The following is a 24,204-nucleotide window of genomic DNA, read 5'->3' as shown; positions in this document are numbered from 1 at the left end:
CAGGAGATCCACCTGTCATCCGGCCTCAAGGTCGTGATGGAGGCCGGCAGCGAAGTGACCTTCCAGGCCGGCGGCAGCTTCGTGAAGCTCGACGCCAGTGGCGTCACCCTCAGTGGGCCCAGCATCAAGATCAACTCCGGCGGCGGGCCGGGCAGCGGCAGCGGTGCGGCGCCCATTCTGCCGGGCGCGGTGAAGCCGGCCGACACCTCAGCGCCAGGGGCTCTGCTGATGCAGCGCCTGCGTGAAGACGTACCCATAGTCGAGTTGTGCCAGAAGCCCAAGGGCGGCACCCCGATGCAATGCCCCCTCAGCGACTGCCCCTGTCGCAAAGCCATGCAGCAAGGGGGCACAGCATGAGCGTCTCCACCACCTGTCTGCTGCTTGAGTTCACTGATGAGCTGCCCAAGCGCCTTTACCAACATGCGGAAGCACCTGCCGTACAGCGCCTGTTTGGCGCAACTGAATTGGCCGCCTACGCCGAGCACAGCCCGCTGCTGGTCAATGTTCAGTCCTGCCCTGATGTGTACGGTGCTTTTCATCAAGCCCCCGAACAGTGGCCAGGGCTGCAACTGACAACATCCCATACGGCAGCCGACCTCCTGCAGCATCTGCGTCGCATGCTCTTCGTCCGCTTTGAAGGCCAGCGCAGAGGTGTCTTGCGCTACTACAGCCCGCGCACGGCCAGTTACTTCTTCCCCGCCTGCGCAGAAGAGCGGATGCACTGGCTGGGCCCGATCCAGCAGCTCGACTGGTACGGCGCCACCTGGGCGGAAGAGGCCGACCAGGTACGCCGCCTCTATAGCCTCGGCAACCCAGCCGCTGCCCACTGGCAGCAGCCCCCCGCCGGGCAGGCGTACATCCTCGGGCCTGAACACCTCCAGGCCCTGCAACACCAACAGGCACAGCGCTTTCTCTACCACTGGTGGCAGCAATACCCAGGCGTGGACTACGCACACGCATGTGTCTGGATTGAAGAAGGCCGTCAGCTTGGCTTCAGCAGCGCTGACGGGGTAACAGCCTTCCTGAACCTCAGGAAAGCCCAGCTCACACGGCCATTGCCCCAACAGTTGTCCAGCGAAGACGACAGCCAACGCCTGTCGGCTTTGGAGCGTTACTGGGCTGCCGCTTCGAACGATAAGGAACATCACTCATGAGCAGTGTATTTGCCACCAGTAAAGGCGCAGCCTGCGAGCCGCCACGCCTCATCGTCCAGGTTGTCGGCAAGGACCACCCGCCCACCCAGCGTCTGGTCATCTACAGCGTTGATAACAATGAGGAGCAGGAATGGCTCACCCAACAGGACAAGCCTGAGGCCCAGAGCAGCACTAACTTCAGCAGCGTCCTGCACACCTGGGACTGGGAAGGCCAGCCCCTGCGCAATCTCTGGCTGCACATCGAAGCGGAACAGGGCGAGCGCATTCTCGTTCCTCTCTTCGAAAACCTGAAGGCGACACCGCGCCAGCCTGAGCACGGCATGCAGTGGAACCAGATTGTCCCGGTTGTTCCTATGACCGCTTTGCCCGGCACCAAAAGCGATCAGGACCTGGGCACACCCGTGCAGGTTCGCAATGGCTATGTCTATGTCTTCTACAAGGGCAGGCTCTGGCGGGAGTTGGAAGTACGCCAGCAAGGGAGTGCAACCACGTTCCATGACATCGACGTGATGCGCTATCGCCGGGGCAAGGGCTTCAAGTCGGGGCCACGGCAGGCTACCGGCGTGGGTCTTGCCGACATCTGGCTGCCGGCCCAGTACAACAATGCCTACCGCAGCCAGGAGGCGCCTCAGTTGTGCTTCTCCGAAGTGCAACTCAGTGCCGCCCGCCTTCAGCGCCTGGAGCAAGAGGCCGGGTTGCGTGGCAGTCGCTGCCACACACCCGACCTGCGCGCCTCGCAACCCAAGTACAAAAAACTCTTTGACGGCAAGGCAGACGGCAAGGCCATGCTGGAAGCCTTCTCCAACTGCAGCAGCCAAGACCCAGGTAAGCGATTGCCTGCCGAGCGTGTAATGCCAGATCGGCTGGTGCTGGGTCTGCATGCGTTTCCCGTTGCCCTCGCTGCGCCTCAACGACTGCGCCAGCCGGGTTATGAATGGCTGCTCGAACACCCCGCCCGCCACCTGTGCGACCTCTCCGGGGCCTGGCTGGCTCAAGCCAAGCAAACCGCCGCTGCTTTCCTGGAGGGCTGTGCATCCGGTAATTCCCAGGTTGCTGATCCGCTCCTGGAGGGCGGCCTCTTGCGCCATTTGCTGCAACAACAGCTCGAACAGGCCAAGGCTACCGAAGCCAGCCTTTGGGAAGCCCAACCCACCGAAACCGACAGCTTGCAAGCAGCCAGGCAACGCCAGCTCTGGGCCGTCCTGCTGGATGACCCGATGTACCGCATCCGTCACATCAAGCAGCACTTGCAGGACCAGCAACAGCTCCTCCTGTTGTTCGTGCAGCAGGCCCTGCGCTACCCACACCACAACAGTGCATTCCTCATCCAGCAGCAGGTACTGCCGGCTACCGTCGGCGGGCAGCCCAACCCGCTGACCGAGAGCCTCGAAAAGATCACGGATGCAGGCCGTCGTGACATCAATCGCTTCACCGCCACAGCAGGGCGCACCCACGTCTGGAGGCAACTGCGCCATGCCCAGAGCCACCTCAGTGCCAGCCTGGAGAGCACCCGCTACCAGCAAGCCCTGGCCGATCACCTCAGCCTGGATGGTTACGAATACCTCGCCGAACTCCATGCACTCAGCCAGGTGTTTCCTTTGCTGGTGATCGCTGCCGCCAGGATCGACCCCCTGGCTGGGCAGGGCGTTATCACTGACGCGCTGACTGGCTTAAGCACCGGTGTATCGGGAGAGTCCGGTGGTGCGGAATGGGTCAACCGGGTGGCCAACCAGAACACCCACCCCCTTCATGCCATGATCTGGCCGGACTACACCCTGGAAGCCCTGGCCACTCCCTATCAGGGCCCCCGCGAGGTTGAAATCAACCAGGGCAATGGCCGGTTCCGGCCCGACGAGTTGGCCAAGTTCGAAAAGCTGCCGCCGCCCAGCACTGAGCCCGCCACCCTCAACGCGGCCCTCCTGACGGAGCTGCTCAACGGCGGCAGCTTGCACAATGCCTTGGTCGTCAGCGCCAAGGCTTGCGCCAACGCACTGCATGAGGTGTACGGCAACTTCCAGGGCGCCATACAAACCGCCGAAGCCGCCGTGACCAGGGCCCGGTTTCAGCAGGACCATGGCGCCGTCCAGGAGCAGCACGCGCGTCAAGCCCACGCCAGCAGCCAGGCCGAACAACAACGCAGCGCCCAGGCACGTCAGGCGGCCGAGCAGCACCAGCGCCAAGCCGCAGAAGGGCAGCGCCAGGCTGAAGCCGCCACTCGGCAGCAGCAGCAAACGCGCCAGCAGGTTCAAGGCCAGGTCCGCACCGAACAGGCTGCCGCCCAGGCCAGCGCCCGAGTGGGCAACCTGCGTTTGCATGGCATGGGCGCGGAGCAACTGCGCGGCATGTTGCGAGAAGGGTTCGGGCAACTGGTGTTCACCCGCCGATCAGCCACAGACAAGGGGGCCTATTACGTACTGGGGGTGGCGGATTACCCCGCCCAGAGCGGCGGCGCCGTGCGCATGTACGGTGAGTTCCAAGGCAGCAACGGCAACCTGCTGGGTTCCACCAATGCCCGCACCGCCGCCCGTGGCGGGCTGCCTGCTGCAACCGGAGAGCACTTCCTCTTTCTACTGCCTCGGAACAGCCCGGTTGCCCAACGCCTGATCCAGCTCAACCAGACCCTGAATGCCGCCCTGCGTGCCGAAGAAGCCCTGCGCAGTGCCCAGACACAGGCTGCTGCCCAGGCTGAGCGTGCCGCTCAGCAAGCCGAGAGCGCCCGAACCACCGAGCGAGCGGCCAGCCAGCGTGTCCAGCAGGCGGAGGCGGCCCTGCGCTCCGCGCAACTCAGCCAGCAGCAGGCCGAAAGCGCCCTGCAGGGCGAACTCAAGCGCCTGCAACACCTGGAGAACAACCCCTTCTACCGGATTTTGAACAACCGGCTGTTCCCGGCTTCGGTGGTGTTGCTCGAGTTGTATAACGTGCAGGCAGAGCTGGGCAGCTATACGGCAACGCAGGCATCCAAAGGACGAGTGCGCGCATCGGCAGGAGTTTTCAACGCTGGGGTTGACTTGCTGCTGGCCATGGAGGCCCTGGCTTTCAAAATGGCGGCCAACAACAAAGTGCTTAAGGCGGTGCGAAAACCTTTAATTGTAATTTCGAGAGATTCGGCCATTCGCTGGTTTGGCCGAACAGTAGGGGGAAGTGTCGCCACCGTGATTGTGGCGCGTATGTTTGTCAGTGCGGGTGCATCACTTCTGATGGCCGCCATCGCCTTGTATGACGCCTGGGAAGCGGCAAGTCGGAACGATGATGCCAAATGGGGCTACCTGATGATTGCCGGCGGTGCCCTGCTCGGCGCCATTGGCACCTTTGTAACCGGGGGCTCAGCCATCTTGGGGCCTTTCGGAATACTGGCCTTGGCACTGATCGTCGGCGGAGCCGCTCTGGTGTACTGGCTCAGCAACACCCCGCTGGAAGACTGGCTGGTCTGCGGCCCCTTTGGCAGCAACCGGGAACACCCTCACCTGCAAGACCCGCAACAGGCCTTCTACCGCCTGCTGGGGTTGTTTGCCGGGCCCTTCGTCCAGGCGCTGCCCAACCCCCACTTCCAGCGCAACGCCAAACTCGACCCGCACGACCCCATTCCCTATGCCGTGCGCAGCAGCAACACCCTGCTGCGCATCGAAACCGCCCTCCCTGGGCTGCTCAGCACCTCGGAGGGCCTGGCCATGCGGGTGGAGTGCTGGCTGCGTGCAACCGAGTACGCACGCCACCCAAGCTACAACCTGGCCCTGGACGCGGTGGAAAGCGAGTCACATACGCTTCATCTCGTCACCCCCGCTGCCAAGGTGACCTGGCCCGGCGCATTGGAGTTGTACGTCAAAACCCTTCCAGACCATAGCGTCTCCGTCGGCGGCAGCAGAACCGATACGGTTTATGACTGTGCCCTGCGCATCCAGTCCACCCTCACCACCCCTGAGGGGGAATGGGTCTTTCCCGCCCCGGCCCCCCTCGCGCCCCCCGAGCAAACACCGCGCGCCTTTGCCGAGCAACCGCACACCTACCACTCCGTTCAAAGAGCCCCGCGATGACCCGCGACACTCCCGAAAGCGAATACGCCCCCACCGCCTACCGGCCAGACCGTATCCCCGATCAAGCGCCTGCGGCCCGGCGCCCCTGGAACTTGCGGCTGGCCACCCTTCGGCTGCCCTGGGGCAATACCCAGGAGGTGGCGCCGGCCATGTTCTATTGGCGAAACACGCCCGAACATCTGCGTCTTTGCGAACAGGAGGAGCGGGAGGATGCCGAGAAGAAAGCCAATGGCACCTATGTGCCGCGCATGGCCGAGTCCATGGACTTTCATTACATCTACAACCATCAGCGGCATCGCTTTGCACAGTTATCGCCAGGGGGGCGATTTTGGAATTATCTCTATTTATATGGGAAGGGGTTTTTCCTCATGGCGCTTATATTTTCTATTGTATGGGCGCCTATTCATGTTGCGCTAATAGATGCTCCTTGGCGTGAGGAGTTAAAGGCTTTTTTTGTAGAGGTCGTTTCTTTGTTTGTTGGCGTTCCTCTGGTTATATGGGGTATTGGCTTTCTAGTCATGCAGTATTTCCCCAGACTCTGGGTGCGTCCCTCACGAGGGCCCGTCTGGGAGTTGAATCGCCAAACAGGCATGGTCACCATTTTTGAATACGACCAGTACAAAAAAAACGGCACCATCGGCGAGTTCGTGGCCCCGTTTTATGAATTTGATGCCTATGTGGTTGCCACCGTTCTTCATAACGTGGTGGTGCACCTTCTCTGCCTGAATCATCGCTACCAGAATAAGCAGATTGCTTTTGGTCCGCTGCTGGATATCTATCAGGGCAGCACGGAGCACTATGCACTCTGGGACTATATCCAGAACTACATGGACGTGAGCCGGCCGCTGCCGGATGTTCCTAAACTGGAAGCATTTCGTCACCTGGACCCGACCACGGCTGCCTATGATAGGCAGCACGGTCGCAACCCGCGTTATTGGGTGGATATGGACGATGCTGCTTTCGAGAAAGAGCTCGACAAGATCTATAACGCGGTTGCCGAAATCGATACCGAAAAGCGCCTCAACATGATGTACCTGCATGTGAGGTATCAAGACTGAGCCATGTTCACTGCCCACTACGCCCCCACCGCCTACCGACCGGACCGTATCCCCGATCAGGCGCCTGCGGCCCGGCGCCCCTGGAACTTGCGCCTGGCCACCCTTCGGCTGCCCTGGGGCAAAACCCAGGAGACAGCGCCTAGCTTGTTCTACCTGAAAAACACGCCCGAACATCTGCGTCTTTGCGAACAGGAGGAGCGGGAGGATGCCGAGAAGAAAGCCAATGGCACCTATGTGCCGCGCATGGCCGAGTCCATGGACTTTCATTACATCTACAACCATCAGCGGTATCGCTTTGCACAGTTATCGCCAGGGGGGCGATTTTGGAATTACCTCTATTTATATGGGAAGGGCTTCTTTTTTACTGCGTTGGTATTGTCTCTTTTAGGGATGCCGGTCCATGTTGCACTAGTAGATGCTCCTTGGTATGAAGAGCTAGAAGCTCTTTTTATAGAGTTTATTTCTTGGTTTGTTGGTGTTCCTCTGGTTATGTGGGGTATTGGCTCTCTGGTCATGCGCCATTTCCCCAAACTCTGGGTGCGCCCCTCACGAGGGCCCGTCTGGGAGTTGAATCGCCAAACAGGCATGGTCACCATTTTTGAATATGACCAGTACAAAAAAAACGGCACCATCGGCGAGTTCGTGGCCCCGTTTTATGAGTTTGATGCCTATGTGGTTGCCACCGTTCTTCATAACGTGGTGGTGTACCTTCTCTGCCTGAATCATCGCTACCAGAATAAACAGATTGCTTTTGGTCCGCTGGTGGATATCTATCAGGACAGCACGGAGCACTATGCACTCTGGGACTATATCCAGAACTACATGGACGTGAGCCAGCCACTGCCGGACATTCCCGAGTTGGAAAAATTTCGCCACCTGGACCCGACCACGGCTGCCTACGATCGGCAGCACGGTCGCAACCCGCGTTATTGGGTGGATATGGATGACGCCACCTTCAAGGAAGTGCTCAGCAAGCTGCGTAAAGCGATTGCCGAAATCGATACCGAAAAGCGCCTCAACATGATGTACCTGCATGTGAGGTATCAAGACTGAGCCATGTTCACTGCCCACTACGCCCCCACCGCCTACCGACCGGACCGTATCCCCGATCAGGCGCCTATGAAACTTACGCCCGGCCACCCCACTACCCAGTCGGGTTCTGGAGAGGCTTTCACACTTCGCCAAGCAGGGGGCTAATGTGAGCGCACCTAATCCTGCCTCCTATCAATTGGAGTCCGTTCGCGCCGTTGCCAAACGCCTCAAACTGACCTGCCTGGAAGACGCCTGGCTTGGTTGGCAAGTGCGGCATCGTTTCAGGTGCGAGCAAGGGCATGTGTTCGAACGGTTGCCGAACGCGGTCATCCGATCCAAGTGTCAGGTTGTCTGCCCGACCTGTTTGGGGCAGGTATACCTGGGGCGCTTGCAGGCGGTCGCCCGAGGCGCCCAGGTCGAGTGCCTGGATGATCAATGGCGTGGCGCTGATGCGCTTTATAACTTCCGCTGTCCGCTGGGGCATACCTGGCAGCGCCGCTCTACTCGGGCCAATGCCAATGCCAGTTGCCCCGTCTGCAACCGGCAGCACGTCAATAAGCGTAAGCAACTGTCCGACGGTCTGGCCCGTTTGCAGCAGGCTGCACAGTCGAAGGGTGGGGAGTGTCTGTCGGACCATTACGGCGGCACGGCTCAGCGCTACAGGTTCCGCTGCAGTGAGGGACATGAGTGGTTGGCGGCTGGTTGCGACATTCTCAGCAAGGGGCATTGGTGTCGACTGTGTGCTGACCAGCACAAGCGTGAGAGTTACCGGCTGGCGAATGGCCTGGAGCGCTTGCGGGCCTTGGCTGAGAAGCGTGGTGGGCTCTGTTTGTCCGATGTCTATGTGGGGGGGGCGGCAACGTACCGCTTCCGCTGCGAGGCTGGCCACGAGTGGGAGGCGGTCGGTAAGCGTGTTTTTCGCGGCTCGTGGTGCCTGCGTTGCGAGTGGGCGTCCTGGGGGAGTGGCAAGCGCCTGTCGGCGGATGGGTTGTCGCGGTTACACGCGGCGGCTCGCCGCAAAGGGGGCGAGTGCCTGTCGGCGGAATACCACGGAGTGGCTGGTCGCTATGAGTTTCGCTGCCAGCAGGGACACGAATGGCAGGCATACGGTGGGTCGGTCCTGCGCGGTGCGTGGTGTCAGAAGTGTGCGCACGAGCGGCGCCGTCTGGGCATTGACAAGGCACGGCAGGTGGCGAGGGAGCGAGGTGGGGAGTGCTTGTCGGAGCACTACGTAAACAACGCGACCAAGCTGCAGTGGTTGTGTCACCGCGGTCACACTTGGTGGGTCGGGATGAACTCCATCCAGGCTGGGCATTGGTGCCCCACCTGTGCACACCAGGCCCAGATCAAAAGTCGCACTTCGAAAGCCTGGGCGCGTTACCGTCAAGCCCCGAGGACCGTGGGCCATCTCCCGCGCGTTCCCCCGAAAGAGACACCTTGAAGCGTTGCGCAGTGCAATTCGTTACGTCTTCATGCCCCTCCTGAAAGCACGCTATCCGCGTCAGAGCAAATGCACTGACCCGGCGGCTGGCGATGGTGAACGGGGCAGGTTCGGCCCTCGCCGCGCGCCCCGGCTTCAGAGCGTCCAGGCTGCCTGCAGCCCCTCGAAGATCGCTTCCTCCGCCGTGCGGGCCGCCAGGCAATCGCCAATGCGCTGGAACGGCACCCGGCCTTCCAGGGCGCTGCCCAGCTCATCGAACGGCGCATGGCCCTGGCACAGCACCAGGGTGTCCACCTGCTCGAACAGCATCGGCTCGCCGCTGGCGCTGTGCAGCATGTACACCGTGTCGTCGTCGCAGCCATACAGCCGCGCGTAGGGCGTGACCGGGATGCCCAGGCGATGCAGCTCGCCGGCCATCTGGTCGCGCACGTACAGCGGCAGGCTCTCGCCGCAGTGAGTGCCGTTCACCGCCAGCCGCACCGTATGCCCCTGGCGCACCAGGTGCTCGGCGATGCCGGGACCGATCCAGTCGCAGCGCCAGTCGGCCACCAGCACCGATCGGCCGACCTTCACCTCGCCGCGCAGCACCTGCCAGGCATCCACCACCTGCAGGTCGCCGCCGCGTTCGAACGCCGGCCAGTAGGGGCGGGCGCCGGTGGCGAGGATGACCCGGTCCGGGCGCTCCCGCTGCACCAGGGCCAGGTCCACCCGGGTGTTGCGCTGCACCTGCACGCCGGCCAGCTCCAGCTCGCGCTGCAGGTTGGTGGCCGCGCCGCCGAATTCGCTGCGCCGCGGCAGCAGCTGGGCCAGCAGCACCTGCCCGCCGAGCTGGGCGCCGGCTTCGTAGAGGGTGACCTGATGGCCACGGCGGGCCGCCACGGCGGCCGCCTTCATGCCGGCCGGGCCGCCGCCGACCACCATCACCCGCTGCGGGCGATCGGTGGGGACGAGGCGCCCGAACTGCTGCTCGCGCCCGGTTTCCGGGTGCTGGATGCAGGAGATGGGGTAGCCCTTGTGGAAGTGGCCGATGCACGCCTGGTTGCAGGCGATGCAGGCGCGCACGTCGTCCACCCGGCCGCTGGCGGTCTTCTCCGGCATCTGCGGGTCGCAGATCAGCGCTCGGGTCATGCCGCACACGTCCGCCTGGCCGCTGGCGATGATCTGCTCCGCTTCCTGGGGCTGGTTGATGCGCCCGGTGACGAACAGCGGGATGCCCAGCCGGGCCTTGAAGTGCCCAGCGGTTTCGGCCAGGTAGGCCGGTGCCACCGCCATCGGCGGCACGATGTGCACGGCGCCGCCGAAGGAGGCGGAGGTGCCGGCCACCAGGTGCACGTAGTCCAGTTGCGGCTGCAGGGCGAGCACGGCGGCGAGGGATTCGTCCTCGGTCAGCCCCTGGGGGTCGCGCTCGTCGGCGGAGATGCGCAGGCCGACGATGAAGTCTTCGCCACCGGCTTCACGCACTGCCGCCAGCACCTCGCGGAGGAAGCGCAGGCGGGCGTCGAGGTCGCCGTTGTAGCCGTCCTCGCGCAGGTTGACCCGGGGGTTGAGGAACTGCGCCGGCAGGTAGCCGTGGCTGGCCACCACTTCCACACCATCCAGCCCGGCCTCGCGCAGGCGCCGGGTGGCCGCGCCGTAGCCGGCGACGATCTCGTCGATCATGGCCGGGTCGAGGGCCCGGGGCATGACCCGGAAGCGCTCGTTGGGCGTGACGGACGGCGCGTAGGCCACCGCCAGCAGGCCGTTGGCGGTCTCCATGATCTCCCGCCCGGGGTGGAAAAGCTGCGACAGCACCAGGGTGCCGTGGGCGTGGCAGGCCTCGGCCAGTTCGCGGTAGCCCTCGATGCAGGTGTCGTCCGTGGCCATCAGTACGTGGGAGGTGTAGCGCGCGCTGTCGTGGACGCCGGCCACCTGCAGCACGATCAGCCCCACGCCCCCCTCGGCGCGGGCGCGCTGGTAGGCGATGAGGGTGTCGTTGACGCGGTTGTCGGTGGGCATGCTGGTGTCGTGCCCGCTGGACATGATGCGGTTCTTCAGGCGCTTGCCGCGCAGGTGCAGGGGCTCGAACAGGTGGGGGAAGGCAGTCATGGGGGCCTCGGCGAGATCGTTTCTTATAAATTCATTACTTGTTTGTTTTCAGTAAAAAATCAACTTGTTTTTTTAATGGCGTCGTCCTAGCGTGAAAGCCCCCCTCGACGGGGCATCCCTGAACAACAACAAGACTGGGAGCACGTTCATGCGAAACCACACCTCATCTCCGTCCCCCCGGCGCAGCGCGCCGTTCCTGCCCCGCCTGTTCACCTGCCTGGCCCTGCTGCTGCCCGCCCTGGGGGCCCAGGCGGCGCCCGACATGGTGGTGGTCGGCTACGGTGGCGACGGCCAGAAGGCCCAGGACGAAGCCTTCTTCAAACCCTTCGCGGCCGAGGATGGCCACCGGCTGATCCAGACCGAATACAACGGCGAGATGGCACGCATCCGGGTGATGGCCGAGACCGGCCACGTGGACTGGGACCTGGTGCAGATCGAGGGGCCCGACCTGGTGCGCGGCTGCGAGAGCGGCCTGTTCGAGACGCTGGACTGGTCGCGCCTTGGGGGCCGCGAGGCGCTGATCGACCAGGCCGCGCAGGACTGCGGCTCGGCCGCGATGGTGTGGGGCGTGGCGCTGAGCTACGACGCCGACCGCCTGAAGACGGCGCCCACCTCCTGGGCGGATTTCTGGGACCTGGAGAAATTCCCCGGCAAGCGCGGCCTGCGCAAGCGCGCCGTGTACAACCTGGAGTTCGCCCTGCTGGCCGACGGCGTGCCGGTCGGCGAGGTGTACAAGGTGCTGGCCACGCCGGCCGGGGTGGACCGCGCCTTCGCCAAGCTCGACCAGATCAAGCCGCAGATCCAGTGGTGGGAGGCCGGTGCCCAGCCTACCCAGTGGCTGGCGGCAGGCGATGTGGTGATGACGTCCTCCTACTCCGGGCGCGTGGCCGCCGCGCACCAGGGTGGGCGCAACTTCGCCCTGGTGCTGCCCGGCAGCCTCTACGGCATGGACTACTGGGCGGTGATCAAGGGCTCCCGGCACCTGCCCCAGGCCGAACGGCTGGTCGCCTACATGAACCGCAAGGCGCCGCAGTTGGACTACATCGGCCGCATCCCCTACGGCCCGACCAACCGTGAGGCCGCCGCAGCGCTGGACGCCGAGCAGGCGCGCTGGATTCCGGCCACGCCCCAGGCCCTGGCGGACGCCCTGCCCATGGACGTGGAGTTCTGGGTCGACCACGGCGAGGAGCTGGAGGAGCGCTTCAACGCCTGGGCGGTGCGCTGATAGGGTGCCTCTACCCGGCCCGCCCTGGCGGTGGGCCGCTTCCTTTTCGATCGACCCGGAGCCTTCCATGACGCCATTGCATGCCCCGCTGCCCCCTTCGTCCTGCTCCCCCGAGGAGCGCGCCCTGCGCCAGGAGCTGGCCGCCTGTTACCGGCTGGTGGCGCACTTCCGCATGACTGACCTGATCTTCACCCACATCTCGGTGCGCCTGCCGGGGCCCGAGCACCATTTCCTGATCAACCCCTACGGGCTGATGTTCGACGAGATCCGCGCCAGCGACCTGGTGAAGATCGACCTGCAGGGCCGCCCGGTGGAGCCGACCCGCCACAAGGTCAACCCGGCGGGCTTCGTCATCCACAGCGCCATCCATGCCGCCCGCGAGGACGCCCGCTGCGTGCTGCACACCCACACCCGCGCCGGGTGCGCGGTGGCCGCCCAGCCGGCCGGGCTGCTGCCGGTGAACCAGATTTCCATGGAGTTCTATGGCCGCGTGGCCTACCACGGCTACGAGGGCGTGGCGCTGAACCTCGACGAGCAGAAGCGCCTGGTGGCCGACCTCGCCGACAAGCCGGTGATGATCCTGCGCAACCACGGCCTGCTGACGGTGGGGGAGACGGTGGCCCAGGCCTTCCTGCGCATGTACTACCTGGAGAAGGCCTGCGACATCCAACTGGCCGCCCAGGCCGGCGGCGAGCTGCTGCTGCCGTCCCACGAGGTCTGCGAACACACCCAGCGCCAGTTCAACGAACCCGCGCGCCCGCTGGCGGATGGCGAGTTGAGCGACCCGGATGCCAACGAACTGGCCTGGCAGGCGCTGCTGCGCCTGCTGGACCGGGTGGCGCCGGACTACCGCGACTGAGCCGCCCCGCCGCCGTGCGACGGGCGGGGCCGCCGGTCAGCGCAGCTCGGCCAGCAGGCCGCTCAGGTAGCGCTGCCCTTCGTCATCCAGCGCCTGCAGAGGCAGGCGCGGGACGCCGACGTCCAGCCCGGTCAGGCGCAGGCCGGCCTTCACCGTGGTGGGCAGGCCCCGGCGGGTGATGTAGTCCAGCAGCGCCAGCTGGCGATAGAAGGACTGCCGCGCCTCGTCCAGGCGCCCCTCGCGCACCGCCTCGTAGAGCGCCAGGTTGTGCCGGGGGATGAGGTTGGGCGCGGCGGTGCACCAGCCTTTCGCCCCGGCCACCAGAGCCTCCAGCGCCAGCGGGTTGCAGCCGTTGTAGAAGGCCACCTGGCCGTCGGAGAGCAGGTGCAGCCGGTGCATGCGCTGGATGTCGCCAGTGCTCTCCTTGACCATCGTGACGTTCTCCACCTCCCTGACGATCCGCAGGATCAGCTCCACCGGCAGGTCCGTGCCGCTGGTGCCCGGGTTGTTGTAGAGCATCACCGGGATGCCGATGGCTTCGCCCACCGCGCGGTAGTGGGCGAGGATCTCCGCCTCGCTGAGCTTCCAGTAGGACACCGGCAGCACCATCACCGCGCTGGCGCCCAACTGCTCGGCCAGGCGGGCGCGGCGCACGGTGCGCGCGGTGGTCAGGTCGGACACGCTGACGATGCTCGGCACGCGGCCGGCGACGGTGCTCAGGCTGAACTCCGCCACCGCGTCCCATTCCGGGTCGCTGAGGTAGGCGCCTTCGCCGGTGCTGCCCAGGGGCGCGATGGCGTGCACGCCGCCGTCCAGCAGGCGTTCGATGGAGCGGCCGAGGGCCGGCAGGTCGAGGGCGCCGTCGGCGCCGAAGGGGGTGATGGTGTAGCCGATGATGCCGTGGAGGAGGGAAGAGGACATGGGTGCACCTGGGGCAATGGGCGAAAGGTCTTGTGGGGTGGCGCGGTCAGCTCAGGCAGTCGCCGTGCTGACGCAGGCAGCGCCGTGCGTAGTAGCTGAAGGCCGCGCCATGGCGCTTGGGCGTGGAGATCCAGTCATGGGCCTCGCGGCCGAGGGCCGGCGGGATGGGGCGGATCTCGCCGGCGGACATGGCCAGCAGCTGCATCTTCGCGGCACGCTCGAACAGCAGCGCCAGCACGCAGGCTTCCTCGATGCTGGCACCGGTCACCAGCAGGCCGTGGTGAGAGAGCAGGATGGCGCGCTTGTCGCCCAGGGCGGCGGAGATGATCTCGCCCTCTTCGTTACCCACCGGCACCCCCGGCCACTCCTTGAGGAAGGCGCAGTCGTCGTACAGCGGGCAGAGGTCCATGTGCGAGACCGCCAGCGGCACTTCCAGCATCGACAGGGCGGCGGCGTGCAGCGGGTGGGTGTGGATGATGCAGTTCACGTCCGGGCGGGCGCGGTACACCCAGCTGTGGAAACGGTTGGCCGGGTTGGCCATGCCCTGGCCCTGGAGCACCTTGAGGTCCTCGTCGACCCGCAGCAGGTTGCTGGCGGAAATCTCGTCGAAGCCCAGCCCCAGTTGCTGGGTGTAGTAGGTGCCGGGCTCCTCGGCACGGCAGGTGATCTGCCCGGCCAGGCCGGAATCATGGCCGCCCTCGAAGAGGATTCGGCAGGTCAGGGCCAGTTTTTGCCGGGCCGTCCACGTATTATCCAGCAGGCTGGTCTGCATCTGCCGCTCGGCATGCTGGATCAGTTGGTCTTTGGGGAGGTGCATGGTGGTTGCCATGTGAGCGCCCTTTTTCGGGGTGACGCGAGTGGGGCTCGCGGTCATGTCGAAGCGAATGACACAAACAAAGCTAAATGACACAAAGTGTCATTGGCAAGAGAAAGTTTCCCGCACCGACGCCAAAGGGGCGTTCTGCATGTCCATGCGATTGAAATTGTTGAGAAAAAAACTGGGTATGACCCTGGAAACGCTGGCCGAGAAGACCGGCATGACCAAGAGCTACCTCTCCAAGGTGGAGCGGGGCCTGAGCACGCCGTCCATCGCCACCGCGCTGAAGCTGTCGAAGGCGCTCAGCGTGCCGGTGGAGGAACTGTTCGCCGAGGAGGGGGCCGCCAGCGAGGGCTACAGCCTGGTGCGCCACGACGAGCGGCAGCCGCTGGCGCGGGACGACGAGGGCCCGGCCTACGCCTCCCTCGCCCGGCAGATCGGCGACCGCGCGCTGCTGCCGTTCATCGTTCATCCCCCCCGGGACTTCAGCCATTCGACCTTCAAGGAGCACCTGGGCGAGGAGTTCATCTTCGTCCACCGGGGGCGGGTGGAGGTCGACTTCCTGTCCGAGCGCCTGACCCTGGAAACCGGCGACGCGCTGCACTTCAACGCCCAGAAGCCGCACCGCCTGCGCTCCCTGGGCGAGGAGCAGGCCGAGTTGCTGGTGGTGGTGCACAGCGAGGAGTGAGGCCGCTTCCCGGCCCCGTGCGGTTGAACGAACAGGAGCGTGGTGATGAATACGGAAGTGCGGTTTTCCCGGCTGGAGCCGGAGCAGCGCAAGGCCCTGCTGGTGGACGCCACCCTGGTCTGCCTAAAGCGCTACGGTTTCCAGGGCGCCTCCGTGCGCAAGATCTGCGCCGAGGCGGGTGTCTCCGTCGGCCTCATCAACCACCACTACGAGGGCAAGGATGCGCTGGTGGCCGAGGCCTACCTGGCAGTCAGCGAGCGGGTCATGGGCCTGCTGCGCTGCGCCGTGGAATCCGCCCCGGGGGCTGCCCGGCGGCGCCTCTCGGCCTTCTTCCAGGCCTCGTTCTCGGCGGAGATGCTCGACCCCCAGTTGCTCGACGCCTGGCTGGTGTTCTGGGGCGCGGTGACCCACATCGAATCCATCTGCCGGGTCCATGACCAGTCCTACGGCAACTACCGCAGCCTGCTGGCCGACGCCCTCGCCCTGCTGGCGGACGAGGAGGGCTGGCCCGCCTTCGACGCCGGTCTTGCGGCCATCAGCCTCAGCGCACTGCTGGACGGGCTGTGGCTGGAGTCCGGCCTCAACCCCGCCACCTTCACCCCCGAGCAGGGCGTGCTGATCTGCGAAGCCTGGGTCGACGGCCTGCAGGCCGGCGCCTACCGGCGTTTCCTGGGGGTGTGATCGAGCCGGCTGTGCAGGCCCTCAGTCGCCCGTCCGGCTCAGCCATTCGATGAACAGCGAGAACAGCTCCGCCTGGGAGCCGATCCCCAGCTTGATGTAGAGGTTCTTGCGGTGCATGCGCACCGTCTCGGGAGAGATCGCCAGGGCCTTGGCGCTGGACTTGGCCGAGTGACCGCGCAGCAGCAGGTGGCACACCTCCAGTTCGCGGGCCGTTAGGCGGCCGTCGCCGAAATGCCGGAACGCCTGCTGCAACTGCGCGGCGAAGCTCGGCTCCGCCTGGGCCGGGGGCGCGGTCTGCGCCCAGTGGCGGCGGCCCAGTTCCAGCACGGTGGGGGCGAGGGCGCGCAGCAGGGCCAGTTGCCCGGGCTCGAAGGGGCGGGCGCTGAGGCCGTTGTAGAGGCTGACGGACACCCGCTCCCGCGGGCTCAGTTCGAGCATGAAGTAGCAGTCCTCCACCGAGCCGGCGCCCAGGTAGTAGGTCTTGTAGTACTGGCTGCTGAAGAAGTCGTCCGGGGCGATCTCGCCGAGGGTGTAGAAGCCCTCGGCCAGGCCCTGGTCCACCGCCAGGCAGAACGGGTCCAGCAGGTAGCCACGGGAGAAGTAGCGTTCGAGCAGCAGCTCGCGGTTGCCGGGCGGTATGCCGCGCTCATGGAGCAGGGTGGGGGCGCTGCCGATGCGCTCCAGGCTGACCATCACCGACTCGATCGGCACCAGGCTGGCGAGGGCGTCCAGCAGGCGGCCGGGGAACGCCTCGGTGCCGCAGCTGGCGATGGCGCCGGCGAGGAGTCGGTGCCAGTCCTGCAACCTGTCCAGTTCCACCTGCTGCACCTGTGTCGTCGCCCCGGCTCGCTGAGTTCGCGGCAGCATACCCCAGGGAAAAGGCGACGCCGAGCGTGGGGCCGTACCCTCAAATGGGGTATGTCCGTAGCGGGAGCGGCTGCCTAGGCTCGGGGCATCAACCAGCAGGAGTCCCCCCGATGTCCGTGTCCGTCCCGTTGCCGCCGCCCACCCGTGAACAGGCCCGCCTGGCGGCCCTGGACCGTGCCCACTACCTGCACGGCTACCACCTGTTCGACGAGCACCGCGTGCTCGATTCCCTGCAGATCGCCGGAGGGGAGGGCGCCTACATCCACGACCTGGCCGGCAACCGCTACCTGGATGCGGTGGGGGGCATGTGGTGCACCAACATCGGCCTGGGGCGCGAGGAGATGGTCGAGGCCATCGCCGAGCAGGCGCGCCAGCTCGCCTACTCCAACCCCTTCTGCGACATGGCCAACCCCCGGGCGGTGGAGCTGTGCGCCAAGCTGGCGGAGCTGGCGCCCGGAGACATCGACCACGTCTTCCTCACCACCGGCGGCTCGACTGCCGTCGATACCGCCATCCGCCTGGTGCACTACTACCAGAACTGCCGGGGCCTGCCGCAGAAGAAGCACATCCTCAGCCGTCGCCACGCCTACCACGGCTCCACCTACCTGGGCATGTCCCTCGGCGGCAAGCAGGTGGACCGCGAGAGCGGCTTCGACTTCATCCAGGACGGCATCCACCACCTCAGCGGGCCCTATCCCTACCGCGCCCCCGCAGGCATGAGCGAGGCCGACTACCTGGAAAGCCTGGTGGCCGAGTTCGATGACGCCGTGCGCGCAGTGGGGGCGGACAAGGTCGCGGCCTTCATCGCCGAGCCGGTGTTCGGCTCCGGCGGCGTGATGGTGCCGCCGGAGGGCTACCACGCCCGCATCTGGGCGCTGTGCCAGCGCTACGACATCCTCTACATCGCCGACGAGGTGGTCACCTCCTTCGGTCGCCTCGGGCACTTCTTCGCCAGCGAGGCGGTGTTCGGCATCCAGCCGGACATCATCACTACCGCCAAGGGCCTGACCTCGGGCTACCAGCCGCTGGGCGCGTGCCTGTTCTCCGAGCGCATCTGGTCGGTGATCGCCGCGCCGGATCAGGGCCGCTGCTTCACCCACGGCTTCACCTACTCCGGGCACCCGGTGGCCTGCGCGGCGGCGCTGAAGAACATCGAGATCATCGAGCGGGAGGGGCTGCTGGCCCACGTCGAAGACGTCGGCCGCTATTTCGAAGCGCAGCTACGCACCTTGCTGGACCTGCCCATGGTGGGGGACGTGCGCGGCATCCGCTTCATGGCCTGCGTCGAGTTCGTGGCCGACAAGGCCAGCAAGACCCTGTTCCCCGAGGCGCTGAACATCGGCGAGTGGGTCCACCTGCGGGCGCAGAAGCGCGGCCTGCTGGTGCGGCCGATGGTGCACCTGAACGTCATGTCGCCGCCGCTGATCCTCACCCGCGAGCAGGTCGACTTCATCGTCCGCGTGCTGCGCGAAAGCATCATCGAAACCCAGGAGGACCTGAAACAGGCCGGTCACTGGTAGCGCCGCTGCGGCGCACCCGCGCCGCCCACTCCCCTGCAGAGGAAAGCCCCCCCGATGGACGACAACAAGAACAAGGTCCTGCGCTTTCGTGATGTCACGCTGTTCACCGTCTCGGCCATGCTGTTCATGGACCAGATCGCCCTCGCCGCGTCGCTCGGCTCCACCAGCCTGTTCTGGTGGGGCTACGTGCTCCTGCTGCTGTTCATCCCCATGGGGCTGATGACCGCCGAGCTGGGCACTACCTTCCCCGGCAGTGGCGGTGTCTACCACTGGGTGCGCCTGGCCTTCGGGTCGCGCTGGGGTGCCCGGCTGTCGTGGATGTACTGGGCCAACAACGCCCTGTGGATGCCCTCGGTCTACATCCTCTTCGCCGCCATGCTCAGCGAGTTCTTCCTGCCCGGGTTGGGGCTGTGGAGCAAGATCGCCATCGGCGTGTTCCTGGCGTTGCTCACCGCCGTGTTCAACGCCATCAACCTGCGCATCGGCAAATGGCTGCCGAACCTGGGGGCGCTGATGAAGCTGGTGGCGGTGCTCGCACTGGGCATCGGCGGCATCCGCTACGGCCTGGAGCACGGCTTTGCCAACGCATTCAACCTGGAGGCGATCCTGCCGTCTTCCGGGGTGCAGTTCGCGGCGCTGGGGGTGATGGTCTACGGCATCATGGGCACCGAACTGGCCTGCTGCAGCGCCCCGGAGATGCGCAACCCGCGCCGCGACATTCCCCGCGCGGTGCTGGTCTCGGGCCTGCTGATCGCCGCCTTCAACGTGTTCGGCACCCTCGGCGTGCTGGCCGCGCTGCCGCCGGAGCAGACCGACGTCACGCAGATCTTCTCCGTGTCGCTCTACCAGATGTACGGCCATGAAGGCCTCGGCGGCGCATTCGCCACCCTGGTGGCCTGCTTCGTGCTCTTCACCCTGTTCACCAACATGGTCACCTGGAGCATGGGCACCAACCGGGCTGCCGTGGCGGCGGCGATGGCCGGGGAGTTGCCGGCGCTGTTCGGCCTGGTCCACCCGCGCTACCGCACGCCCATCGGCCCGGCGCTGCTGGCTTCCGGCGTGAGCATCCTGGTGATGCTGGTGTACGGCCTGGTCGCCGACAGCGCCGAGGAGCTGTTCTGGACCCTGCTGTCCATCTTCGCAATGATTTTCATGATGCCGTACGTGCTGATGTGCCTGGCCTTCATCCGCCTGCGCCTGGCCGACCCCACGCCGCGAGCCTTCCGCCTGCCGCTGGGCAACGCCGCCGCCTGCGCCTGGGCGGGCCTGGTCGGCTTGCACGTGGTGGCCGGCATCGTGCTCTTCGTGGTCACCCCCGGCGAGCCGATGGACTGGGGCAAAGCCTCCAAGATTCTCTGTGGCGTCGGCCTGGCGCTGCTTATCGGCGAAGTGCTGATCCGCGGCCAGGCGTTGCGCCAACTGGCGCCCCGTCCCTTGCTCGGCAGTCGCTGAGGCCGGCACCGACCCTGGGCCTGGCTGACCAGTGGCAGCCGGGCCCGCGTGCCTGCTTGTTGATCGGCCGTTCAGTAGTGGCTAGGCTGCTGCAGCCACCCTGGCCTCGGCCTCGGTGTCACCGTCCGACAACCAGAACAAGAAACGCCCCGGCACGCCGGAGGTGAAAGGTGATGGCGATGGTTCCCCGCGTATTGGTCGTCGATGACGATCCGGTGATTCGTGAGCTGCTGCAGAGCTACCTGGGCGATGAGGGTTACGAGGTATTCTGCGCGGCCGATGCCGAGCAGGCCGAAGCCGTGCTGGCCAAGACCTCCCACCTCGGCCAGCCCGTGGAGCTGGTGCTGCTGGACGTCCGCCTGCCCGGCAAGGACGGCCTGACCCTGACCCGCGAGCTGCGGGTGCGCTCCGAGATCGGGATCATCCTGATCACCGGGCGCAACGACGAGATCGACCGCATCGTCGGCCTCGAATGCGGCGCCGACGACTACGTGATCAAGCCCCTCAACCCCCGCGAGCTGGTGTCCCGGGCGAAGAACCTGGTGCGCCGCGTCCGCCATGCCCAGGCCGAGCCCGGCCCCGTGCGCCAGGTGCTGAAGCAGTTCGGCGACTGGCTGCTGGACACCGACCGGCGCCGCATCATCGATTCCACCGGCCATGAAACGCTGCTCACCCAGGGCGAGTTCCAGTTGCTCAGCACCTTCCTGCGCAACAGCGGCCACACCCTCAGCCGTGACCAGTTGATGGACCAGATCCGCAACCGCGAATGGCTGCCCAACGACCGCTCCATCGACGTGCTGGTCGGGCGCCTGCGCCGCAAGTTGCGCGATGACCCCGCCGACCCGCAGCTGATCATCACCATCCACGGCGCCGGCTACCTGTTCACCGCCACCCCCAGCGAGGCCTGAGCGTGCGCTGGCTGGCACTCCTGGCCTGGGGCTGGTGCAGCCTCGGGCTGGCGGCCGAGACCCTGCGCTATTGCGACTACCCGGTGTACCCGCCCGTGTCCTGGAGCGATGGCCAGGCCGTGCGCGGCCTGGCGCCCCAGGTGGTGAAGCGGGTGCTCCAGGAGCTGGGCTACGAGATGCAGGTGGTGGTCCTCGGCAACTGGAAGCGCTGCCTGATGGATGCCGCCAGCGGCCGCGTCGACCTGGTGCTGGCCTACCGCACCGGGGAGCGCCAGCACTACCTGGCGTTCGCCGAGGCGCCGGTGCTGCGGGAGGAGGTCGCGCTCTTCTACAACCGCCACAAGCCCCTGGCGGTGAAGCGCCTGGCCGACCTCGCCGGCTACCGTGGCGGGCTGCTGTTCGGGGAAAGCTACGGTACCGAGTTCGACCGCTTCGTCACCCGCCAGGGGCGCATCGAATACGTCTCGGACAGCCGGCAGAACTTCGGCAAGCTGATCCGCCAGCGCATCGACTTCATCCCCTACGAGCGGCGCACCGGGCGGCTGTTCGTGGCGGGCATGCCGGGCGGCGAGGCCATCGTCGATGCGCCCGAGCCCCTGGCGGTGGACTACCTGCGGCTGGCCGTGTCGCGGCGTTCGCCGCTCCTGGCGCGGCTCGACGACATCGACCGCATCCTGCTGGCGCTGCAGGCCGACGGCAGCCTGCAGCGCTGGCTGGAAGAGAGCGAGCGCGACTACCGCACCCAGGGGCGCCCTCTGGAGGGCACCTCTAAAAACGTAGGCGAGGCCGTCAGTGCAAGGCAAAAACAGGCGAAAAAGCGCAGTTTACGCAGTGTAAATGAGCACTTTGAGCCTGTTTTTAACGCAGCAATGGCAACGCAGGTAGTTTTTAGAGATGCCCTGGAGGCGCCATGAAGGCCTGGCATGCCCCCAGACCGCTGGCCCGGCGCCTGCTGCAGCGGGTCCTCGGCTTCAGCCTGTGCGTCACCCTGCTGGCCGGTGCGGTGCAGCTGGGCCTGGAATACCAGCGCGAGATGCAGGCCATCGAACAGCGCCTGGAGCTGATCCGCAGCGGCTACCTGGCCAGCTTCGAGCGCAGCCTCTGGGACCTCGACCAGGCCCAGCTCAAGGTGCAGTTGCGTGGGCTGGTGGATTTCCCCGATGTCGCCTGGGCGAGCCTCGCCAGCGAGGATTTCACCCTGGTCCAGGGCGACATCCAGGTGCCCGGCCCGGTGCGTGTGGAGCATTTCCCCCTCGACTACCAGCCGCCGGACGGTGAGCGCCGTCACCTGGGCGAGTTGACCCTGGCCACTGATCTTGGGGCTATCCACCGGCGCCTCTGGCAGAGCGGCCTGGACGGGCTGCTGTGGATGGGCCTGTTCCTCTGCGGTCTTGCCGTGGCCCTGAGCCTGCTGTTCCACAGCCTGGTGACGCGGCACCTGGAGCGCATGGCCGGCTTTGCCCAGCGCATGGCCGAAGGCGACCTGCAACAGCCGCTGCACCTGGACAAGCGCGCCCGGCCCCGGCCGGACGAGCTCGACACCGTGGCCCAGGCCCTCGACACCATGCGCCAGGCCCTGGGGCGCGAGCGCAGCGAGCTGCAGCGTCAGGTCGAACGGCGTACCGCCAGCCTGCAGCGGGCCAAGGAGGAAGCCGAGGCTGCGAACGAGGCGAAGATGCGCTTCCTGGCGACCATGAGCCACGAGATCCGCACCCCGCTCAACGGCATCCTCGGCATGGCCGAACTGCTGCGCGACGCCGACCTGGGCACGCTGGAGCGCAAGCGCCTGCACGCCCTGCACAAGGCCGGGGAGGGGTTGCTGGCGGTGCTCGACGAAGTCCTGCTGTTCGCCCGCCTGGAAGACGGGGTGAGCCTGCCGGAGGCCGTCGAGTTCGACCTGGGCGAGCTGCTGGACGAGGTGCTGACGCTGCTGGAGCCCCGCGCCGAGGCCAACGGCACCGTGCTCTCGCTGCGCCTGGACCCGACGGTGAACCGCCGCTGCCGAGGGGCCGAGCAGTTCCTGCGCCAGGTGCTGAGCAACCTGCTGGCCAACGCCGTGAAGTTCACCGCCGATGGCGATGTACGGGTGGAGGTGACCGCCAGTCCTGCGCTGGGTGCAGCCCAGCGCGTGCGCTTCGTGGTCAGCGACAACGGTATCGGCATCCCCGAGGCGGCCCAGGCGCGGATCTTCGAGCGCTTCGTCCAGGCCAGTGACGACGTCACCCGTCGCTATGGCGGCAGCGGCCTGGGGCTGGCCATCAGCAAGCGGTTGGTGGACGCCATGGGCGGGCAGATCGGCTTGCACAGTCGGGAAGGCGAGGGCAGTCGCTTCTGGTTCGACATCGACCTGCAGCCCGCGACGTCGCCGGTCGCCCGACCGCAGGGCAATGCGCCTGCGGGTCGTGCCCTGCAGGTGCTGCTGGTGGAGGACGTGGCACTGAATCGCGACGTGGCCCAGGGGCTGCTGGAGCGGGAGGGCCACCCGGTGCAGGTCGTGGAGGACGCCCAGCCGGCGCTGGATGCCTGCCGCCAGCAGGCGTTCGACCTCATCCTGCTGGACATGCACCTGCCGGGCATGGACGGCATCGAGCTGTGCCGGGCGATCCGCCAGCAGGCGGACGGGCTCAACCGGGCGACGACCATCCTTGCCTTCACCGCCAGCGTCCAACCGGCCAGCGTCCGCCGCTACTTCGAGGCGGGCATGCAGGGCGTGCTGGCCAAGCCCCTGCGCCTGGACGCCCTGCGTCGTGCACTGGCCATGCCCGGCACCCCGCCGCCGGACGAGGCGGACGACGGAGCCGCACTCGACACCCGGCTGCTGGCCACCCACCGCGAACTGCTGGGGGAAAACCGCCTCGCCGCGCTGGTCGGCGCCCTGCGCCAACTGCTGGCCGAGCAGATGCCGCTGCTGCACGAAGCCATTCGCGCCGACGACCGGGAGGAAGTCGCCGGCCTGGCCCACCGGCTTGCCGGCAGTTGCCGGTCACTGGGTTGGCGTGGCCTGGGGAACGGCCTGGCGGCCCTGGAGGCCGCTGCCCTGGCGGGCGAGGCGCTGCAGGGCTGGAGCGAGCGCCTGGACCGGGAGCGGGCGGCGGTCGAGGCGCAGATGCAACAGCTCGCCTGAAACTGTTGCGGTTTAGAGCAAACACTCAAGCGCAGTACTTTTGGGAGTTTTCGCCGTCTCCCTAGGGTGGGTTTTGCTCCGCTCTACCCACGAAACGTCGTGCGCACTAGGTGGTGGTGCGTCGGCAAAGAAAGGTGGGGCAGCCGCCAAATGCCCCCTTTCAGGAGGCCGAGCGGAATCGTCGTTACAGGGGGTGAGCGACATGGATGTCGCGAGAGCCGCGATGGGCCAGGGATGGCCCTTCGCGGCGTGCCCCGGGAACGACGATGAAGCGAGGGAAGTCTGGCGATAGCCAGACCCGTATGTCGGGGGCGAGTTTTTTGGTTCCTTTTCAACGATTG

General features: G+C 66.1%; 16 protein-coding genes and 2 pseudogenes. 14 read left to right on the top strand and 4 right to left on the bottom strand.

The window, feature by feature from the left end:
* The 5 genes and pseudogenes from A9G05_RS24810 to A9G05_RS24790 all read left to right on the top strand — a co-directional run.
* Positions 1–357: pseudogene (locus A9G05_RS24810) on the top strand (type VI secretion system tip protein VgrG); the annotation flags it as partial.
* Positions 354–1,154 carry a DUF4123 domain-containing protein gene (locus tag A9G05_RS24805; protein WP_069563487.1) on the top strand — a complete coding sequence of 267 codons (801 nt, stop codon included), beginning with the start codon at positions 354–356 and terminating at the stop codon, positions 1,152–1,154. The pseudogene A9G05_RS24810 and the gene A9G05_RS24805, both read left to right, overlap by 4 nt.
* Entirely contained in the window at positions 1,151–5,185 is a 4,035-nt protein-coding gene (locus A9G05_RS24800; RefSeq protein WP_069563486.1) for a hypothetical protein, read from the top strand. The genes A9G05_RS24805 and A9G05_RS24800 overlap by 4 nt, the downstream gene beginning before the upstream one ends.
* The gene (locus A9G05_RS24795) at positions 5,182–6,243 is read left to right on the top strand and encodes a hypothetical protein (RefSeq protein ID WP_083272660.1); all 1,062 of its coding nucleotides are present in this window, start codon (positions 5,182–5,184) and stop codon (positions 6,241–6,243) included. The genes A9G05_RS24800 and A9G05_RS24795 overlap by 4 nt, the downstream gene beginning before the upstream one ends.
* Positions 6,244–6,246: 3 nt before the next feature.
* Positions 6,247–7,296, top strand: a complete 1,050-nt coding sequence (locus tag A9G05_RS24790) for a hypothetical protein (protein ID WP_069563485.1) — start codon at positions 6,247–6,249, stop codon at positions 7,294–7,296.
* Between the two features lie 1,555 nt (positions 7,297–8,851).
* Here the strand turns inward: A9G05_RS24790 and A9G05_RS24780 are convergent.
* The gene (locus A9G05_RS24780) at positions 8,852–10,801 is read right to left on the bottom strand and encodes an FAD-dependent oxidoreductase (RefSeq protein ID WP_069563483.1); all 1,950 of its coding nucleotides are present in this window, start codon (positions 10,799–10,801) and stop codon (positions 8,852–8,854) included.
* Between the two features lie 262 nt (positions 10,802–11,063).
* Between A9G05_RS24780 and A9G05_RS24775 the strand changes: the two genes are divergently transcribed.
* Together A9G05_RS24775 and A9G05_RS24770 are read left to right on the top strand one after the other, a co-directional pair.
* Positions 11,064–12,026: an ABC transporter substrate-binding protein gene (locus tag A9G05_RS24775; RefSeq protein WP_371320946.1), complete on the top strand. Its 963-nt coding sequence runs from the start codon at positions 11,064–11,066 to the stop codon at positions 12,024–12,026.
* A 67-nt stretch (positions 12,027–12,093) separates the two neighbouring features.
* Positions 12,094–12,885, top strand: a complete 792-nt coding sequence (locus A9G05_RS24770; RefSeq protein WP_069563481.1) for a class II aldolase/adducin family protein — start codon at positions 12,094–12,096, stop codon at positions 12,883–12,885.
* 36 nt (positions 12,886–12,921) lie between these two features.
* On the opposite strand, the gene A9G05_RS24765 is transcribed toward A9G05_RS24770, so the two are convergent.
* Both A9G05_RS24765 and A9G05_RS24760 read right to left on the bottom strand, forming a co-directional pair.
* A complete protein-coding gene (locus A9G05_RS24765) occupies positions 12,922–13,806 on the bottom strand; it encodes a dihydrodipicolinate synthase family protein (protein ID WP_069563480.1) in 885 nt (294 codons plus the stop codon).
* Between the two features lie 46 nt (positions 13,807–13,852).
* The gene (locus A9G05_RS24760) at positions 13,853–14,635 is read right to left on the bottom strand and encodes an aldolase (protein ID WP_069563479.1); all 783 of its coding nucleotides are present in this window, start codon (positions 14,633–14,635) and stop codon (positions 13,853–13,855) included.
* Positions 14,636–14,771: 136 nt separating this feature from the next.
* Between A9G05_RS24760 and A9G05_RS24755 the strand changes: the two genes are divergently transcribed.
* Together A9G05_RS24755 and A9G05_RS24750 are read left to right on the top strand one after the other, a co-directional pair.
* The gene (locus A9G05_RS24755; protein WP_044401059.1) at positions 14,772–15,311 is read left to right on the top strand and encodes a helix-turn-helix domain-containing protein; all 540 of its coding nucleotides are present in this window, start codon (positions 14,772–14,774) and stop codon (positions 15,309–15,311) included.
* Between the two features lie 45 nt (positions 15,312–15,356).
* Positions 15,357–15,992 (top strand): TetR family transcriptional regulator C-terminal domain-containing protein, encoded by a 636-nt coding sequence (locus A9G05_RS24750; protein WP_069563478.1) that lies wholly within the window; start codon positions 15,357–15,359, stop codon positions 15,990–15,992.
* Positions 15,993–16,013: 21 nt separating this feature from the next.
* Here A9G05_RS24750 and A9G05_RS24745 read toward each other — a convergent pair whose 3' ends face one another.
* Positions 16,014–16,820 carry a helix-turn-helix transcriptional regulator gene (locus A9G05_RS24745; protein WP_069563477.1) on the bottom strand — a complete coding sequence of 269 codons (807 nt, stop codon included), beginning with the start codon at positions 16,818–16,820 and terminating at the stop codon, positions 16,014–16,016.
* A gap of 149 nt (positions 16,821–16,969) precedes the next feature.
* Between A9G05_RS24745 and A9G05_RS24740 the strand changes: the two genes are divergently transcribed.
* The 5 genes and pseudogenes from A9G05_RS24740 (at position 16,970) to A9G05_RS24720 (ending at position 23,863) form a co-directional block, all read left to right on the top strand.
* Entirely contained in the window at positions 16,970–18,379 is a 1,410-nt protein-coding gene (locus tag A9G05_RS24740; RefSeq protein ID WP_069563476.1) for an aminotransferase, read from the top strand.
* Between the two features lie 54 nt (positions 18,380–18,433).
* Positions 18,434–19,831 (top strand): APC family permease, encoded by a 1,398-nt coding sequence (locus A9G05_RS24735; protein ID WP_069563475.1) that lies wholly within the window; start codon positions 18,434–18,436, stop codon positions 19,829–19,831.
* Between the two features lie 173 nt (positions 19,832–20,004).
* On the top strand, positions 20,005–20,739 hold the full coding sequence (locus tag A9G05_RS24730; protein ID WP_107331359.1) for a response regulator transcription factor: 735 nt from the start codon (positions 20,005–20,007) through the stop codon (positions 20,737–20,739).
* A pseudogene (locus A9G05_RS24725) lies at positions 20,736–21,479 on the top strand (substrate-binding periplasmic protein); the annotation flags it as partial. The gene A9G05_RS24730 and the pseudogene A9G05_RS24725, both read left to right, overlap by 4 nt.
* 170 nt (positions 21,480–21,649) lie before the next feature.
* The gene (locus tag A9G05_RS24720; protein ID WP_069563472.1) at positions 21,650–23,863 is read left to right on the top strand and encodes an ATP-binding protein; all 2,214 of its coding nucleotides are present in this window, start codon (positions 21,650–21,652) and stop codon (positions 23,861–23,863) included.
* Positions 23,864–24,204 lie beyond the last annotated feature (341 nt).

This window comes from Pseudomonas sp. ENNP23, from assembly GCF_001728945.1.
Taxonomy (GTDB): Bacteria; Pseudomonadota; Gammaproteobacteria; order Pseudomonadales; family Pseudomonadaceae; genus Metapseudomonas; species Metapseudomonas otitidis.
Note: the sequence above shows the minus strand (reverse complement) of the source record. Positions and strands in the feature narration are given on the sequence as shown.